The 16,631-nt window shown below is 37.7% G+C and carries 21 protein-coding genes; 11 read left to right on the top strand and 10 right to left on the bottom strand.

What is annotated here, in order from left to right; genetic code table 11:
• The first annotated feature begins 34 nt into the window (after nucleotides 1-34).
• Entirely contained in the window at nucleotides 35-262 is a 228-nt protein-coding gene (locus GSM42_RS17660) for a glutaredoxin family protein (protein ID WP_160802866.1), read from the top strand.
• Nucleotides 263-455: 193 nt separating this feature from the next.
• Nucleotides 456-1,865: a branched-chain amino acid transporter BcaP gene (locus tag GSM42_RS17655; RefSeq protein WP_160802865.1), complete on the top strand. Its 1,410-nt coding sequence runs from the start codon at nucleotides 456-458 to the stop codon at nucleotides 1,863-1,865.
• A 324-nt stretch (nucleotides 1,866-2,189) separates the two neighbouring features.
• Here the strand turns inward: GSM42_RS17655 and GSM42_RS17650 are convergent, their stop codons facing one another.
• The 3 genes from GSM42_RS17650 to GSM42_RS17640 all read right to left on the bottom strand — a co-directional run bounded on the left by GSM42_RS17650 (nucleotide 2,190) and on the right by GSM42_RS17640 (nucleotide 5,349).
• On the bottom strand, nucleotides 2,190-3,137 hold the full coding sequence (locus GSM42_RS17650; RefSeq protein ID WP_160802864.1) for a M23 family metallopeptidase: 948 nt from the start codon (nucleotides 3,135-3,137) through the stop codon (nucleotides 2,190-2,192).
• 262 nt (nucleotides 3,138-3,399) lie between these two features.
• A complete protein-coding gene (locus GSM42_RS17645) occupies nucleotides 3,400-3,684 on the bottom strand; it encodes a DUF4309 domain-containing protein (protein ID WP_338055334.1) in 285 nt (94 codons plus the stop codon).
• Between the two features lie 726 nt (nucleotides 3,685-4,410).
• Nucleotides 4,411-5,349 carry an ABC transporter substrate-binding protein gene (locus tag GSM42_RS17640; protein ID WP_160802862.1) on the bottom strand — a complete coding sequence of 313 codons (939 nt, stop codon included), beginning with the start codon at nucleotides 5,347-5,349 and terminating at the stop codon, nucleotides 4,411-4,413.
• Between the two features lie 240 nt (nucleotides 5,350-5,589).
• Between GSM42_RS17640 and GSM42_RS17635 the strand changes: the two genes are divergently transcribed.
• The 5 genes from GSM42_RS17635 (at nucleotide 5,590) to GSM42_RS17615 (ending at nucleotide 9,165) form a co-directional block, all read left to right on the top strand.
• Nucleotides 5,590-6,567, top strand: a complete 978-nt coding sequence (locus GSM42_RS17635) for a FecCD family ABC transporter permease (protein ID WP_160802861.1) — start codon at nucleotides 5,590-5,592, stop codon at nucleotides 6,565-6,567.
• Nucleotides 6,564-7,568, top strand: a complete 1,005-nt coding sequence (locus GSM42_RS17630; RefSeq protein WP_160802860.1) for a FecCD family ABC transporter permease — start codon at nucleotides 6,564-6,566, stop codon at nucleotides 7,566-7,568. The genes GSM42_RS17635 and GSM42_RS17630 overlap by 4 nt, the downstream gene beginning before the upstream one ends.
• A 54-nt stretch (nucleotides 7,569-7,622) precedes the next feature.
• Complete coding sequence (gene lipA / locus GSM42_RS17625; RefSeq protein WP_160802859.1) at nucleotides 7,623-8,489, top strand: lipoyl synthase; 867 nt, start codon at nucleotides 7,623-7,625, stop codon at nucleotides 8,487-8,489.
• A gap of 67 nt (nucleotides 8,490-8,556) precedes the next feature.
• The gene (locus GSM42_RS17620) at nucleotides 8,557-8,778 is read left to right on the top strand and encodes a hypothetical protein (protein ID WP_160802858.1); all 222 of its coding nucleotides are present in this window, start codon (nucleotides 8,557-8,559) and stop codon (nucleotides 8,776-8,778) included.
• A gap of 108 nt (nucleotides 8,779-8,886) precedes the next feature.
• A complete protein-coding gene (locus GSM42_RS17615) occupies nucleotides 8,887-9,165 on the top strand; it encodes a YutD family protein (RefSeq protein WP_160802857.1) in 279 nt (92 codons plus the stop codon).
• A gap of 74 nt (nucleotides 9,166-9,239) precedes the next feature.
• Here the strand turns inward: GSM42_RS17615 and GSM42_RS17610 are convergent, their stop codons facing one another.
• The 6 genes from GSM42_RS17610 to GSM42_RS17585 all read right to left on the bottom strand — a co-directional run bounded on the left by GSM42_RS17610 (nucleotide 9,240) and on the right by GSM42_RS17585 (nucleotide 12,144).
• Nucleotides 9,240-9,491, bottom strand: a complete 252-nt coding sequence (locus GSM42_RS17610; protein ID WP_160802856.1) for a hypothetical protein — start codon at nucleotides 9,489-9,491, stop codon at nucleotides 9,240-9,242.
• A 33-nt stretch (nucleotides 9,492-9,524) separates the two neighbouring features.
• Nucleotides 9,525-9,791, bottom strand: coding sequence for a DUF3055 domain-containing protein (locus tag GSM42_RS17605; RefSeq protein ID WP_160802855.1), 267 nt, complete (start codon nucleotides 9,789-9,791; stop codon nucleotides 9,525-9,527).
• A gap of 44 nt (nucleotides 9,792-9,835) precedes the next feature.
• Entirely contained in the window at nucleotides 9,836-10,441 is a 606-nt protein-coding gene (locus GSM42_RS17600) for a MerR family transcriptional regulator (protein ID WP_160802854.1), read from the bottom strand.
• A gap of 153 nt (nucleotides 10,442-10,594) precedes the next feature.
• Nucleotides 10,595-10,924 carry a spore coat protein gene (locus GSM42_RS17595; protein WP_160802853.1) on the bottom strand — a complete coding sequence of 110 codons (330 nt, stop codon included), beginning with the start codon at nucleotides 10,922-10,924 and terminating at the stop codon, nucleotides 10,595-10,597.
• A 13-nt stretch (nucleotides 10,925-10,937) separates the two neighbouring features.
• On the bottom strand, nucleotides 10,938-11,177 hold the full coding sequence (locus GSM42_RS17590; protein WP_160802852.1) for a hypothetical protein: 240 nt from the start codon (nucleotides 11,175-11,177) through the stop codon (nucleotides 10,938-10,940).
• A gap of 64 nt (nucleotides 11,178-11,241) precedes the next feature.
• Nucleotides 11,242-12,144, bottom strand: a complete 903-nt coding sequence (locus GSM42_RS17585) for a DUF4349 domain-containing protein (RefSeq protein ID WP_160802851.1) — start codon at nucleotides 12,142-12,144, stop codon at nucleotides 11,242-11,244.
• A 35-nt stretch (nucleotides 12,145-12,179) separates the two neighbouring features.
• Between GSM42_RS17585 and GSM42_RS17580 the strand changes: the two genes are divergently transcribed.
• Both GSM42_RS17580 and GSM42_RS17575 read left to right on the top strand, forming a co-directional pair.
• On the top strand, nucleotides 12,180-12,611 hold the full coding sequence (locus GSM42_RS17580) for a DUF86 domain-containing protein (RefSeq protein WP_160802850.1): 432 nt from the start codon (nucleotides 12,180-12,182) through the stop codon (nucleotides 12,609-12,611).
• Nucleotides 12,604-13,575, top strand: a complete 972-nt coding sequence (locus tag GSM42_RS17575) for an MBL fold metallo-hydrolase (RefSeq protein ID WP_160802849.1) — start codon at nucleotides 12,604-12,606, stop codon at nucleotides 13,573-13,575. The genes GSM42_RS17580 and GSM42_RS17575 overlap by 8 nt, the downstream gene beginning before the upstream one ends.
• Before the next feature lie 34 nt (nucleotides 13,576-13,609).
• Here GSM42_RS17575 and GSM42_RS17570 read toward each other — a convergent pair whose 3' ends face one another.
• Nucleotides 13,610-14,101, bottom strand: a complete 492-nt coding sequence (locus GSM42_RS17570) for a phosphatidylglycerophosphatase A family protein (protein WP_237446692.1) — start codon at nucleotides 14,099-14,101, stop codon at nucleotides 13,610-13,612.
• Between the two features lie 123 nt (nucleotides 14,102-14,224).
• Here GSM42_RS17570 and GSM42_RS17565 point away from each other — a divergent pair, with 123 nt between their 5' ends.
• Nucleotides 14,225-16,126 carry an OPT family oligopeptide transporter gene (locus GSM42_RS17565; RefSeq protein WP_202404984.1) on the top strand — a complete coding sequence of 634 codons (1,902 nt, stop codon included), beginning with the start codon at nucleotides 14,225-14,227 and terminating at the stop codon, nucleotides 16,124-16,126.
• Complete coding sequence (locus GSM42_RS17560) at nucleotides 16,116-16,460, top strand: PqqD family protein (RefSeq protein WP_160802846.1); 345 nt, start codon at nucleotides 16,116-16,118, stop codon at nucleotides 16,458-16,460. Before GSM42_RS17565 ends, GSM42_RS17560 begins: the two co-directional genes overlap by 11 nt.
• Nucleotides 16,461-16,631 lie beyond the last annotated feature (171 nt).

Raw genomic sequence — 16,631 nt, 5'->3', positions numbered from 1 at the left:
AAGCTTATTATATATGAGACAGGAGGCAGTTTCTATGGAAGTGATTGTTTATACAAAGCCACATTGTATTGAATGTAATATACTGAAACAATTTCTAGATGATCATGATATCTCTTATGAATTAAGAGATTGTGGGCATAATGAAGAACGGATAGCAGAAGTGAAAGCAATGGGTTTTCTGGGAGTACCTGTAACAGTTATTGGTAAAAAAAAGATTCAAGGTTTAAAACCTGATGAAATTTTAAAAGCTCTAGGTCGTTAAATAGTAATAAATAAAAATCACCCCTGAAAAAAAGGGGGGATTTTTATTTTGTTTTATATTATTTTAAAATAAATTATATTCATAAGAATAGTTTATTTTCCATTTCCCTTCCAAAAGTAGTCCCAGTTTCGATATAATGACAATACCTTGACAAAAGTAATTGTTTTTTAATTCTGAATTTAAAGACTGGGGGATGAGAATGAGTTTATTCCGTAAAAAGAATGTTCATGAGATGATTGCGAAGCAATCACATACAGATTTAAAGCGAGACCTAGGTACTTGGGATTTAACGTTGCTTGGCGTGGGAGCAGTGGTGGGTACAGGCATATTTGTACTATCCGGCACTGGAGCGATAATGGCAGGGCCTTCTGTTATTCTTTCATTTATCATCGCAGGCTTAGCGTGTTTGTTTGCAGCTCTTACCTATGCTGAATTTGCTTCTACCGTGCCAGTGTCCGGTTCAGCATATACCTATTCCTATGCAACACTTGGTGAGTTTTTTGCTTTTCTCATTGGATGGGATTTGATTTCAGAGTATTTGCTCGCTGTAAGCGCTGTATCTACCGGATGGTCAGGATATGCACAAGCTTTTTTAGAAAGTGTTGGAGTGCATATACCAGCTTTTTTGACAGGAGCACCAGGTTCGGTTGAAGGTGTTACAACTGTATTCAATTTACCGGCTTTCTTCATTGTCATGGTAATCACGTTGCTGCTCTCATTGGGTGTCAAAGAATCAAAACGATTAAATAATGTAATGGTAACCATTAAAGTAGTCGTTATTGTACTCATTATTGCTGTTGGTGTCTTTTATATTGATCCTTCCAAATGGCAACCATTTATGCCTCACGGATGGGGTAATGTATTTAGTGCTGCAGCACTTGTTTTCTTTGCATATTTAGGATTTGACGCTGTGAGTACAGCAGCAGAGGAGACCAAAAATCCTGCGAAAGATTTACCTAGAGGAATCATCTATTCCTTGCTTATTTGTACTGGACTATATATTTTAATTACTCTGATTATTACTGGTTTAGTGCCTTCTGAAAGCTTTGTCGGGCATGAAGATCGTTCCGTAGCTTATGCTTTGCAAGCAACAGGTCTGAGTTGGCTTATCATCTTAGTCACTATCGGTTCGGTTTTAGGAATGATGACCGTTATCTTGGTAATGTTGTATGGTTTAACTCGCGTTATCTTATCTATTTCCAGAGATGGATTATTTCCTAAAGCACTGTCGAAAGTAAATAAAAAAACGCAAGTACCTACTCGGGTAACTTGGTTTTGTGGGATTGTCTCGGGCTTAATTGGTGGATTAGTTCCATTAAATAAAATAGCTACGCTTGTAAATATTGGAACCTTGGCAGCGTTTGTATCGGTTGCTATTGCGGTATTGGTGCTGCGGAAAACAGAGCCAAATCTACCAAGAAAGTTTCGTACGCCGTTTGTACCTTTGATTCCTATTTTAGCGATTGTTAGTTGTGGATATCTCATGTTGCTGTTGGATCGGACAACTTGGTTATTTTTTGGCATTTGGATTTTATTAGGAATCATTGTTTATTTTACTTACTCCAAGAATCATTCACTGTTGAAAAAAGAAGAAGAAAAATAATCAATGGACCGACTGTGAATATGGCAGTCGGTCCATGAACTTGTAAGAGGATTGAATTATGGGTATATGGTTCATTCGTTTCTATATCTCGAAGAACACGTAGAGGCTCAGTCCAATCTGCATGCAACTTTTTACCATCTCTGGTCTTTACGTATTCTGCTTTTCTGATTTCGGATGAAGCCAAACTACCATCCTTCCCAAACCACGGTTGTCAGGAGGACGTGGGGGGGAACTCACGCTTTCATCATCCATTAGATCCTTTTCCAAGTTCAGGTGACATTTGTTGACATTATTATATAATGAATGTTTATAAGCGTTATTCATTTACTTTCTTTTTCTATCATCTCTTTCCCATTTTTTTAGTAAGGAAAAGGGATCGTACGAATAAGTTTTTTTACCATTAAATTTGTAGACTCCATAATGTAAATGTGGTGGAAACTTACCAGAAGTTCCAGGAGGTCCATATCCTGATGAACCAACATAACCTATCCGTTGACCAGGATAAACGATGTCGCCTTTTTTTATTCCTTTTTCAAAGCCGTTTAAATGCCCAAAGTAATGGTATCGGTTGTTGACATCTCGAATTCCTAATCGCCATCCGCCAAAGCGATTCCATCCTTTTAATTCAATATATCCATAACAGGTGCTTAATACAGGAGTTCCATAATGTGCAAATATGTCGGTACCTTCATGGATGCGTAGTCCTCCCCAACCCCGCCGATCGCCCCAAGTACTGCGGTATGTATAGATATACCCTTTTTGTATCGGAAATGCATTGCCTTCCAGTTTTGTTGTCTTATACTTGCCATAAATTTTTGCGATGTGTGTGATCACATCTACAGCCATCGGCTGTTGATAATACTGCCAGATTCTCTCTCGTATATGAGAAATAGATGGTCCATGAGAAGTGAGATAGCGGGAAAGCGTATATAACACATCTCGATCACTGGCTGCACTAGCTCGGCCATCTCCATCTCCATCGAGACCCATGCCTCCAAAGTAGCGGATAGAAACGAGAGATACATCATCTGGATAGGGGTTGCTTACTCCAGCCCATAGATAAGAAGGAACCTTAATATGGGTTAATCTGTTTTGTAATTTTTCTTTATGGATATTTGATTCATAACGATCAATCGCAGCTAGATACTCCCATGGTACACCTGTTAATGTCTCCATCGATTCAAACAGCTGTTGAATCTCAGGTTTTTCAGCAAATGTTTGCTTAGGAAGAAAATAAGTAGATAAAAGCAAGACAAATAACAAATAACGCATATGTCAACTCCTTTCGCTGTTAGTTTGTAAAAAAAGAATTGCAAGTATACCCATTTTTAACGAAGGAAGATGGATGGCAAAAGCATTCTTGTGTTTATGTACAACATCGATCTAACTTAGAAGTATAATTGAAGATTTTGGATAAAAGCGTCTAGTCGGGAGGGAATAATATGGAATTTTTTCTTTTTCGTGGGTTTTGGAAACAGAAATACATAGAAGGACAGGTTCTGTGAACACTGTCTATTTTAATTGGATAAAGTTATTAACTAGCGTAATTAATGTCTACCAGAGAGACGCTGATCAGATTAGGAGAAGGTACATCTGCTGTAGGTTTGGGGAAGACCATACGAAGTTTATATTTTCCCATATGGTATACGACGAAATGTTGATCTAAGTTCATATGATCGTATTCTTTATCTGGTATACCAGCATCTTTTAGTTGCTCTAAAGTTATTTTTTGCAGTATTGGATTAAAATATCGAATATCGATAATGCGATTTTTGTGTATACCTATAATCATATGGCGTTTATATTCCCAATATTCAATTATACCTACATCAGATTTATAGACAGGTTGTCTTCACTCGTTCCGAGCGGAAATTCGCAGTTTGGAATTCTTCCATTATAAGACAATTGATTTAATTTAATCAAAATAGCTTCATCTGATTGTAATTTCTTTTAATTAAGAGTAGCAGAAACTGAATTTGTATTCGTTCTACTAAATAGATTTTTTATCCATTTAGAAGTGGTATCTTGGTAAGCTGACAGAATAACAGGAATTAGGATCGTTGTGATGATAATTCCTAAAAACTTCAGAGATACTTGTACTTTTTTTTTGCATTGTTTTGTCTTTCGGAAGTACTTGTTTCATTTATTGTTTTTGTATTAGGAAGATCAGCTTCATTTCTAGTTGTTTGTACTTCTGAGTGGTTTCTATCATTCGTCGTTGTTTTTATATCAGACTGGCTTGATTCACTTGTAGGTGCTTTTTTCAGAGTCACTTTTTTCATCAAGAATAGGTTTATTTTGTTCCAAGCAGGACATCTCATTACTACAAAATACGTTATAGCGTTCCTAATTCTAAAAGATAACACAAAGAGAAAAAAAGAATGTTAAACAATACATGTGGGTTAAGCTTGTTTTGAAAAATGAAAGAAACCATTGGGATTGGAATTTTTTGAACAAGGCAATTTTACTTGAAAGATGAAAAATAATTTCGTTGAATATTGGAAAACAAAAAACCGTTGGTTTTATCATCCAACGGTTTTTTTTATTATTTCATTTGTTTGGAGAGTTCCACAAGTTGATCAAGCATCTCATTTGCGGCTAAAATTCCACCTGCTGTATTCCAAATAATATCATCAACTTGGAAAGCATGCTTTTGTTGAACGACGTTTAAGCTTTTCCAAAGCGGATCATTTGTAAATTCTTTTTCGAGTTTTGTTCCACCTTTGTCGTCTGGCTTATCGTAGGTCAAATAGAATAATATATCTGCATCAACTTCCGGGATTTGTTCTCGTGTTATTTGGGTTGCGAGATCTTCTTTCATTTGATTTGCTGGTCTTTGGAAACCAAGTTGTTTAAAAATAACTCCTGTAAAACTGTTTAGTTGATAAAGACGTGTTTGCCCAGGTATAAATCGTACAACAGACACTTTTTTACTCAATAAATCACCTAATTCTTGCTTTGTTTGTTCAATATGTTGGTTATATGCAGCTAGTACTTTTTTTCCTTCTGCTTCTTTGTTTACTGCTTTCGCATATAGTTGAAAATTTTCACTCCAGTCTCCACGAAGCTCTTCAGCAAAGACAGTTGGTGCAATAGCAGAAAGCTGGCTATATACTTTTTCTTGACGCATTTTGTTTCCAATGATGAGATCTGGTTTCAGACTTGCAATTGCCTCTAGGTTAGGAGCACTTTCGATTCCTAAGAGTTTCACACCTTGTAATTGTTTACTTGTATGAGGATACCAAGGAGTTCCGTTATATGGTTGAACTGCACCAACGGGTTTAATTCCGAGAGCCAAAAGAGCTTCTGTTCCTTCACTCGTCAGCACAACGATACGTTTAGGAGCAGTTGGTACTTTGGTAGTGCCCATCGCGTGAGTAATCGAGATGGTATTAGATACAGGCTGCGTTTTTTCTGGTGCACAACCAGCTAAAGCGAATATAAACAATGACATAATGATAATAGATGTAAATAGTTTTTGCATGAAGTGGGTGATTCCCTTCTTAATAGTGATAATCATTCTCATATAAAATGTATCTAAAATAAGTAGATACGTCAACATATTTGTGATTTATTATTCGTTTTTTATTTTATTTTATTTCATTAAGTGAAAAACTATTCATAGATAGATTATTAAGACTTATTGAGAATGAAAATCATTGACCATTAACCATCCTTTTTTTAAACTGAGAAAGGGATCAAGTAAATGAAAAGGTTGAGATAGATGGGGAAATGGTTTGGTTTTTTTGGAGGCTTAGTCTTCCTTATATGTTTAATGTGCTTCAGTTTACTAGTTGGGACAAGGGATATTCCAGTTGAAATGGTACTGGATACCTTTCGAGATTACCATGGAACAGTAAATCAATTGATTATTCTTACAGATCGGCTCCCGCGTACGTTAATTGCGGTTATGGTAGGCGCGAGTTTAGCAGTTGCTGGTGCTATTACACAAGTTATTTTTCGAAATCCTTTAGCCTCTGAAACAACGCTGGGAATAAACGGCGGAGCTAGTTTTATGATGGTTTTGTCCTTATCGCTATTTACGAATTGGACGCTCAGTGAATTAATATGGGTCAGTTTCATTGGGTCTGGTTTAACTTTTCTTTTCGTTTTTTCTATTGGCCGCGGACATTCTCCACTACAATTGACATTGGCCGGGACCAGTATTGCAGCACTATTTAGTTCAATGACTCAAGGTTTTCTCGTACTCAACGAGCGAAGTTTGGAGCAGATGTTGTATTGGTTAACAGGATCTGTGGAAGGAAGGAAATTATCAGATATTTCTCCTGTCCTGCCATATATGCTAATAGGAGTTGTTTTGGCTTTCTTTCTCGCTCGTTCGCTTAATCTGATGGCACTCAGTGAAGAGGTTTCCAAAAGCTTAGGTTTACCTGTCACCATATATAAATTATTAGCAGGTTTAGTTGTTGTTTTGCTCGCGGGAAGTTCCGTAGCGATCGCTGGACCTATTTCGTTTGTCGGATTATTAGTTCCTCATTTAGCAAAAATGTGGGTAGGGCAAGATCATCGATTGATTATCCCTTTTGCAGCGTTATTTGGAGCGGTTCTACTCTTAGTTGCAGATATCATCAGTAGAGCAATCATGATCGATCAAGTCATACCAGTAGGTGTGATGACAGCAGTAATAGGTGCACCAATATTTCTCTACCTCGTCAGAAAATCGTGGGGGCAAAGTCTATGAAACGTTATATATGGATGATACTTGCGATTGTGTTGTTCGCGGTTATGGTGATAAGTGTAGGAGTCGGAGAAGCAACCCTTTCCCCTTTTACGGTAATAAAATCTTTTTTAGGATTAGGTAGTTCTTTTGATTCTTTGATTATCTTTCAATTACGTTTGCCTAGGATCATACTTGCAGCACTAGCAGGTATGGCTTTAGCAGTGGCAGGTTGTATTCTCCAAGCGATTACTAGAAATTCGTTAGCAACCCCTGAGATGATGGGGATCAGTGGAGGTGCATCCGTAGCAGCTGTTTCTATCATTATGATATTTAGTACAAATAAGGACTCACTATCGATTAGCCTGCATTATTTACCTTTGCTTGCGTTTCTGGGATCTACGATTGTAGCATTGTGTATCTATTTGATTGCTTGGAAACAAGGAGTTTCTTCTTTACGATTAATCCTTGTTGGTATTGGATTTTATACGTTGATGAATTCTTTTGTACATTTGATTGTTCTTGTAGGTCCATTGTTTCGAGCTACTCAAGCAAAAACGTGGTTAACTGGAAGCATTTACGGTACAACATGGAAAGAAGTGGTTGTTTTACTACCTTGGTTAGCAGTGTTAATTCCGATTGTGTACCTATACGCTCGCAGCCTTACTATTCATGAGTTAGGGGATAATACAGCTATCGGTCTTGGTGTAAACGTAAAACGAGAACGCTTTATTCTATTGTTACTTTGTACAGGTTTAACAGGTGCCGCTGTTGCTTTTGTAGGAGGCATAACTTTCATTGGTTTAATTGGACCTCATCTTGCAAAGCGTTTTGTAGGGAATAATTATCGTTATGTTATACCAGTAGCAGCACTCATTGGTGCTATCATGGTTGTAGGTGCTGATTTGATTGGTCGTACACTCATATCACCAAGAGAAATTCCAGCAGGTGTATTTACTGCATTGGTCGGTGTACCGTATTTTCTTTATCTAATCTATCGCAATAGAGGACAAGTATCTTCCTAATTTTCTAGGCAACAATGTGGTAAGATAGGGAAGATGCTGATGGGAGTGATCAATATGACAGAGCGTAAACCAGAGTGGTTAAAAGTAAAACTAAGTACAGGTGAGAACTTTCAAGAATTAAAAAAAATGATGCGAAGCAAAACTTTACACACCGTTTGTGAAGAAGCTCGTTGTCCTAATATATATGAGTGCTGGGCAAATCGAACAGCTACCTTTATGATTCTTGGCGATATTTGTACAAGAGCATGTCGGTTTTGTGCAGTAAAAACGGGACTGCCAACAGAGCTTGATTTACAAGAGCCAGATCGTGTCGCAGAAGCCGTGGAACAAATGGGAGTTCGTCATGCAGTGGTGACTTCTGTTGCCCGTGATGATCTACAAGATGGTGGGGCATCTATTTTTGCTGCAACAATTCGAGCTATTCGGGAACGTAACCCACTCACTAGCGTAGAGGTGTTGATTCCTGATTTCCAAGGGAACTGGGAGGCACTCCAATTAGTGATGGACGCTAAACCAGATATTTTAAATCACAATATCGAGACAGTAAGAAGACGCTCTGATCGCGTCCGTTCCAAAGCAAAATACCCTCGCTCCTTGGAGTTACTAAAAAGGGCAAAAGAGATGCAACCAGAAATACCTACCAAATCCAGTATTATGGTTGGAGTTGGGGAAACATTTGATGAAGTGATTGAAGCGATGCAAGATTTACAGGCACATGATGTAAACATCGTAACAATTGGTCAGTATTTACAACCAACTAAAAAACATATGAAAATCGAAAAATACTATACTCCTGATGAATTTGCAACATGGAAAGAGATTGGATTAGAGCTTGGCTTTTCCCATGTAGAATCAGGTCCGCTTGTTCGCAGTTCTTACCATGCACATGAGCAAGTGAAATCTGCAGAAGCTAGAGTGTAGGTACTAGTGAATTTAATCAATTAGCTTTATAATAGTGTTGTAATAACCATTCAACTCTGGGGTTAATATGGCTGATAGGCATGTGCATACTATTACACAGAAGACGCGTAAGCCTATTTGCATCCGAGAGGATGAAAACAATATACTGACAGTTACCGTAGACGGTCAAGTTCTCGCAGATAGTTACCAGTCGGATGATAATAGTGTCAAAGCTTCATTCGGTGATCTCATTGGCAAGAATAAGCCAAGGAATGTAAGCGGTAGGTGTCCTGCTTGCAAAAACAGTTAGTATTCAGGTTGCATGGGAAACCATGCAACCGCAGAAAAATATTTATATGAATATAAAGAACTAGCCATGACTTGGCTAGTTCCATTTCTGTGTAGGGAGCGGAGAACAATGGATATCTTCCAAGTTGAAGAGAACCAATACAAGTTGATAAAAAGTTACCGCAAAGGTTGGAAACAAAATGCTTTCCGAAAACGATATGTGGATTTGTTGGAAAAATACGACTATATTGTTGGTGATTGGGGTTATGGTCAGCTTCGCTTAAAAGGTTTTTATGAAGATACGCATGAGTTAGCAGAACGGGAGACCAAATACAGTTTTTTAGAAGAATATCTATCCGAATATTGTAATTTTGGATGTGCATATTTTATTTTGAAGAAATTATCATAAAAAACCTGCTAACCTACAAAAGTTGAAGGAGGAGAGGGTGATTTTTTATTCAACCCAAAAAAGCTAACCTCAGGCTAGCTTTCTACTTCGTCATGGGTAGGATGACTACCAGGCATTTGGCGTTCGATTCCTTCGTGTAATTTTCTGTTTTCATAGGTGAATCGCGCAGAAGTATGTTGTCCTGGAAGCCAAGGAGAGTTCTTACCCAACTTTTCTTCGTTATGTGCAGCGCCATAAGGGCCTTCGGGAAATTCTTCTAAAGCCATCTCGGAATGGTATGCAATGACCGTATCCAATTCTTTGTACTCTTTTTTTTCTTCATCCATAACTAGGTCACCTCATCTTTAAAGTGCCCCCAACTATACAAGAGTATGTAAGAAAGAATGAAGTTCAGCCGCTTCCGCTTCTGACAAAGAGTATGCTTCTTCTAGATATCCTTCTTCTTCTAAATCATCAGGACCTATGATTGCAAAATTATTGGACTGCAAGTGCATGATCAAATGTTTTCCATAAAAACGACCTGACATCATAATAACGAGATCATAGCGATTTTCTTTTCCGACAAAACTAACAAAGCGTGTTTTTGTTTCTTCGGTATCATCATACAAAAACTCAAATTCTTCCATGTTTAAAAAGCTCCTATCTAAGGTGTAAGTATTCTCTTAGTATACTAGAAAAAGAACAGAAAACGACTTTTTTTCTGACGACGTGGCAGTAAGCCTTGTTCTGATGTTGCAGATGTTAAACGCTGTGTAAAGTGGACATTTCGCAGTTCAATTTTAAGCTGGTCTTGTTTTTTGCGTATTTCATCGAACATCTTATGGACTTCGCCAGAAGAAACTGCATCTTGTGCCACTAATCCCATTTTTTGTTCCATGTCTTCAAAGGAATCATAGATGCCATAGAGATGTTCTTCCATTCTTTCCATACGTGTAAACAACTCTTCCATCATGTGCCCCATTTGATTCATGGAACTAATCATTTCATCAAAAGTTTGTTGGTTATAGTATGTCTCCGTAGGCTGAGTTAATTTGCCTTCTGCTATCATTTCTTCTCGTAGTTTGCGCATTGATTTGTTTGGAATTTGCAATTGTTCTTGAATTTCTTTTAACCGTTCTAAACTTTCCTCCGATAGAAGGTAATGGCCCTTTTCGTTCACGTCATATCCTACATACTCACCATACATATCTATCCATTTTCGTATGCATCGCGCATTTACTTTCAATCGATCTGCTACTTCTCGAGTAGAGATGGAGAATACCTCTTGTTGATCCATGATAGAATTACCTCCCATAAAAAGATGTTAATACCTTTTTCTACCATTAGATCTGTCTATCCTGCTCTATGACAAAGGAAGTCATGACTTGACAAAGGAAGCCATAAAATCCAAAAAAGAAAGCGATTATGCTTCGATAATCGCTTTTGTAACTCAATATGGAAATTGGCTGGAATAACCTGCGAATTGTGTTGCTTTTTGACTGATTTTTTGACTTTCGGCTGGTTCTATTTGATACCAACCTTTTTGTTGCATGATTTTATAAAGTTCTCTACCAGCTTGATGCGTATCGGTCAAGTGTTTGATTTGAAGTTGGTAAAGTTCTTCGGTACTAGCTTCATTTACTGCCGTATTATAGCTGTTTGTTAGATATTTTTCCGTCGCTAAAATATCATTGATAAAATCTCGATCAGACATTTCTGGAGTTTGCATTTGGTTAGCTCCAGTTGATTGTTGTTGCCCCATTTGTTGCTGATTTTGCATATGACTATTCTCCTTATTGCATATAAGAATTGGATTGCATTTGGGATTGCTGTCCATTTGTACCAGTAGCAGACTGTAAACATTGAAGTAATGCTTGATAGTGCTGCTGGTGCATAGCTCCCATTTTATCGATCACCGCTTTGATTTGCGGATCTTGAATTTCACCTGCAAAATGATGACATTTCTTGAAGGCGATCAGTTCCCAAGACATTTCATCAGCGAGGTATTGGAGATCTTTTGATGAGATTTGCATGAAATAAAACTCCCTTCATGGTATACAGTCATTACTGTAACCAAGAAAGGAGCGATTATGCATATTACGATTTGCGTTTTTTTCGAAGGACAAGGATTGCAACAAGCGAAATAATTCCTATAAGTATCAAATATGGGAGTGCTTGTGCTAACCAGATTGCAAATAGTTGCAGACCAATCCACATATTGATACAAGAGTCTAAAAATTCTTTTGAAGCTTGGTTGATAAACGAATATTGGGTTTGTAAAGGTTGATAGGTAGAGGAAGTTATTTCAACTGTAATGGTAGAAAAAGCAACACGGTGTTGAAGATACTTCTGTCTGCCAGTAAGTTGTTCTAATTGTTCTTGTACATTACCAAGTGTATTTTCAATATCCAATAGATCGCTTGTAGTGGTAGCTTTGTCCATCATGGCGATCAGCCTTGCTTCCATCGCTCTTTTTGCTTTTATCCGCGATTGTAGGTCAACTAACTCTTCACTAACATCTTCACCTGCAATTTGTATATCTGGTGGAATATCTGATATCTTTTTACTGTGTTCCAAAAAAGTCTCGAATTGATTTTGTGGTACATTATATGTAACACGAATGTATCTTTCATCAGCTTTTTCAGAATTGGAGCTACTTACCATGGAAGCCGAAGTTTGTTTAGCGATGTGATCTAGTTGTTTTTTTGCTGTTTGAAGTTGGTTAACTTGGATTTGAATATCTGCATGGTAAACCATTTGTTGTTTTTTTTCTGTTGTATGGTCACTAGTAAGTACTTGATTCGTACTTGAACTTTTTCCTGTGCTCTCTTGCATATTTCCATTGGAAGAAGGGGATGAGAAGCTTGTCTTTGAATTGGAGAAATCCTCACTATTTAAATTTCCGTTTTGGTACGAATGAAAGAAATAGCTACCAACTACAATAAACACAACAATCGTAGCCATAATACCGATTACTAACCAGATCTGTTTTTTACTCAAAATGAAAACCCCTTTCAAAATTGGAGGTACTACTGTTGTACGAGATAAATCTTGCCCGAATACAGAGTCAAGGAGAATACTTATCAACTTGCTTACAAGTCATTCAAGAAATCGGCAATCCTACAAACAGAATAGAAAAATTTGCAATTATGCGTTCGTTTCATATAGGTGTTGAATGTGTGATTGATATCGGAAATACGATTATTGATGGTTTTATTATGAGAGATCCAGGGGGATATTCTGATATTATAGATATTTTAGAAGATGAACAAGTAGTTCCTGTTTATTTAGCAAAAAGTCTAAAACAATTTGTGAAATTAAGAGAACAATTGGTTAGGAGATATGATGAGTTTGACGAAAGCCAACTGCAGACATATGTCCAAGAAGCAGCCCTATTTCAAACTTTCTTAGATCATGTTGATTCCTTTCTGCAAAAAGAAAAAGAGAACGGGAATTTGTATGTTTAACAAGCAGGATCAAATCCATCGTATTTCTTTGCCGTTACCATTTTCTTTAAAACAGATAACTGCATATGCGGTGGAGTCAGATGGAGAATTAACACTCATTGATGCAGGTTTACATACAGAGGAAACAAGGGATGTGTGGCAAACATTTTTTCGAAACCATCATTGGACATGGCAACAGGTAGAAAAAATTATCATTACTCACTACCATCCTGATCACTATGGTTTTGCAGGAGTGCTTCAGGAATGGTCTGGAGCGACAGTCTATATGGCGGAAAAGGAATATAACCAAATTCAGTTTCTCTGGAATCGCAGCGCTGGTGATCCTGCTATGGTGTCTTCCTTTTTTGCAAACTATGGATTTCCGACCGGCAGATTGACAGAGATCACTAAGCATATGGAAAGTTTTAGATCTATCATAGAACCGCATCCAATAGATTTCGAGTGGTTAGAGCCCGGTAACACGATTCAAATCGGAACAAGTGATTATCAGATCATCGAAACACCTGGTCATTCGGATGGACATCTTAGTTTTCTTCACGAAAACGAAGGTTCTTTTTTTGCTGGTGATATCATCTTACCGAAGATAACACCTAATATACCACTGCTCCCTGGCGGGGATGAAAATCCACTTGCTACGTTTTTTACGACATTGGATAAAATAAATGATCTAGAGATCCGCTTGGTTTATCCCGCCCATGGTGAACCATTTTATCATGTGAGCAAACGGATAGCTGAAATAAAAGAACATCACGATCAACGCTTACAAAAGATAGTAAATATGATGAAAGACAATCAAGTTATGACCGGATTTCAGGTGTGTGAGCAGCTGTTTGTTCATCGGAATTTAGATATACACAATTTGCGTTTTGCATTTTCAGAGACATTGTCCCATTTGGAGTATTTACGGCACATCGGGGAATTACAGCGATCTGTTTCAGATGGAGTTGTGGTTTACTTGATATAAAAGAGACATCCGTTATGATAGACGGATGTCTCTTTTATTCTAAGATTGTAAGTAAATGACGAGTATGAGCAAGTCGTGATGCTGCGGCAGATGCTACTGCTGCTACCAAATCATCTAGATAGGTATGTATTTTTCCATCACTCTTACTGTTGAGTCTACATAAAATCCCCGGTTTTAAGCGATCGATATAGCCATAGTTAGTAAAGCCGATACTCCCGTATACATTTAATATAGCTAATGACATTACTTCATCTATTCCATACAAACTCTCATCAGACCGAAGCATTTGAAGCAGTGGTTCGCGAAGAATTTCTTTCTCTGCGAGTATATCCAGTTGAATACCTGTTAGTATTGCATTTTGTACTTCTCGCTTTGTAAGAACAGTTTGTACGTTTTCGATACATTCTTCCATGGTAACGTCCGGAATATAGTTAATTTGAAGAAAAAATGTGAGCTCTGCAATTTCTTCGATTTGGACACCTCTTTCTTCTAACCATAAGTAGACTGTTTGCTCTAGCGGTGTCATCGAACATCCACCTTCCATTTTTTTATTATTCTTGCCTGCTACAAAGAGGATATCCCTTAGAAACATGGAAAAAGATGGTTTTCTAAATTGCTAGTTTATTATACGATTAGAGATAATTGGAATATGAAGAGAGGTGTTATATTGAGCAAGAAGAAAAATTTTGTGCCTTATATTTCTGCGAATAATTCGCTACCAGAATTAACAATAACGGCAGTTTTAATTGGATTTGTGTTAGCGATAGTATTTGGTGCAGCAAACGCATATTTGGGATTAAAAACAGGATTGACAGTAAGTGCTTCTATTCCAGCTGCCGTCATATCTATGGCTATTTTACGTGGGATATTTAAACGACAGTCCATTTTGGAAAATAACATAGTACAGACGATGACCACAGCTGGTGAAGCACTTGCAGCTGGAACCATCTTTACTCTGCCAGCACTTTTTTTTATTCACGCAGCCCCAAGTCAAGCAACGATAACATTTATTGTTCTTATGGGAGGTTTTCTTGGTGTATTTATGATGGTTCCATTACGACGTATGCTAATCGTGAATGAGCATGAAGTTCTGCCGTATCCAGAAGGGACAGCATGTGCTGAGGTGTTAAAATCAGGAGAACAAGGGGGAAGTCAAGCTAAGTTAATTGGATACGGTTTTTTAATCGGAGGTCTTTTTAAGATTGCAGGTGATGGGTTTCATTTATTTAAAACAACAATTGAGACAGGTTTAGGAAAATTTAAATTTGCTACTCTTAGTATGGACACCATGCCAGCATTATTGGGAGTAGGTTATATTATTGGTCCGCGAATAGCAGGGCAAATGATAGCTGGAGGATTATTATCTTCTGTCGTTCTTATACCTTTGATTGGATTTTTTGGTTCTGCTAATCCTGCTGCTATTTTTCCAGCTATTGCTCCGATCGGGAAACTTACCGCTCATGATATCTATGTAAATTATATTCGATACATTGGAGCTGGAGCGGTAGCTGCAGGTGGTCTCATTACTTTAATGAAAACGCTGCCTTTGCTGATTAGTACGGTCAAAGATACTTTTACTGGTTTACGTGGGAGAGGTTCTACTAATTTCAGTGATTTAGAAAGGACAGATCGAGATATACCTAGTAAAATGATACTGATAGGGGTCATCTTGCTAGTGCTCATTATTGCCTTTTCGCCATTGGTTAATGTCGGTTTTCTTGGTGCTTTATCTATCGCAATATTTGGTTTTCTGTTTGTTACTGTAGCTTCACGGATTGTTGGTATTGTTGGGAGTACTACTATGCCTGTATCTGGAATGACAATCGCAACATTGCTGATTGTTACGATCCTTTTCAAAGCATCTGGACACATTGGACAAGCAGGGATGATTGCATCTTTGATTGTCGTTTCCATCGTTTGCGTTTCACTTGGAGTAGCAGGAGATATATCCCAAGACCTGAAAACAGGTTTCTTGGTCGGTGGAACACCATGGAAACAACAAGTCGCGATGATGATAGGGGTTTTATCTAGTGGTCTTTTTATCGGAAGTATTCTTATTCTTTTTGATCAGAGTTATGGGTTAGGATCAGATGCTCTGCCAGCACCGAAAGCTGCATTGATGCAAATTGTTGCTCAAGGGATTATGTCTAGTGATTTACCATGGGAATTTATTTTTATTGGTATAGCATTGGCGGTAACTATCGAATTTTTAGGATTAAACTCGCTAACCGTCGCAGTTGGTTTTTATCTTCCCTTGTCTGTAAGTACCCCCATTATGATCGGTGGAATCGTTCGAGTGGTTACTGAGTTTTTCGCACAACAAGAAGTAAAAGAGAAGAGAGAGAGAGTAGGTACTCTTTTTGCTAGTGGTCTGATAGCCGGAGAGGCTCTAATCAGTGTTATTATTGCTCTTCTCATTGTTCCAGGTTTTATCAATCCAGAAGCCCCAGTGATTTTTGATAGCAACTTATTATCCTGTTTGCTCTTTTTAGCGTTGGCAGTATTATTTATCTCCATCATATGGAGGCAGAAGCGTACAGATGGGGAATAAAAATTTGTTAACTATGATACCAGTACTAAAAGAAAGCATTACCTTAAGACAAAATCGAGATAACAAAGAAATTTATCAGGTATGTGTTCCAAGAACGAATCTACTTGAACGATTTTCTATCAAATTTTTAAAACAACCTACTCATCATTCTATACGGTTAGATCAGTTAGGAAGCTTCGTAATTGGTATGTGTGATGGTCAGCATCCTGTGGAAGAACTCGAAAAAAAAGTCGAAGATGCTTTTGGACAGAGTGCTTCTCCTGTGAGAGAGAGATTACTTACCTTTTTATCAATTTTGGAAGCAAATGGGTGGATTGAGTGGAGGGAATCCTGAGGGTTCTCTTTTTTTGGGGAAGGAAACGAAGTTTCAGACTGCGCAAAAGCTTGTCTTCAACAAGTTTTCTTTCGCAGATTGAGATAGAAGAGGAAAGTATTATCTAATCTGCATAAGTGCAACTAAGTTTCAGACTGCGCAAAAGCTTGTCTTCAACAAGTTTTCTTTATC

Source organism: Shimazuella alba (assembly GCF_009831235.1).
GTDB lineage: Bacteria > Bacillota > Bacilli > Thermoactinomycetales > Thermoactinomycetaceae > Shimazuella > Shimazuella alba.
Note: the sequence above shows the minus strand (reverse complement) of the source record. Positions and strands in the feature narration are given on the sequence as shown.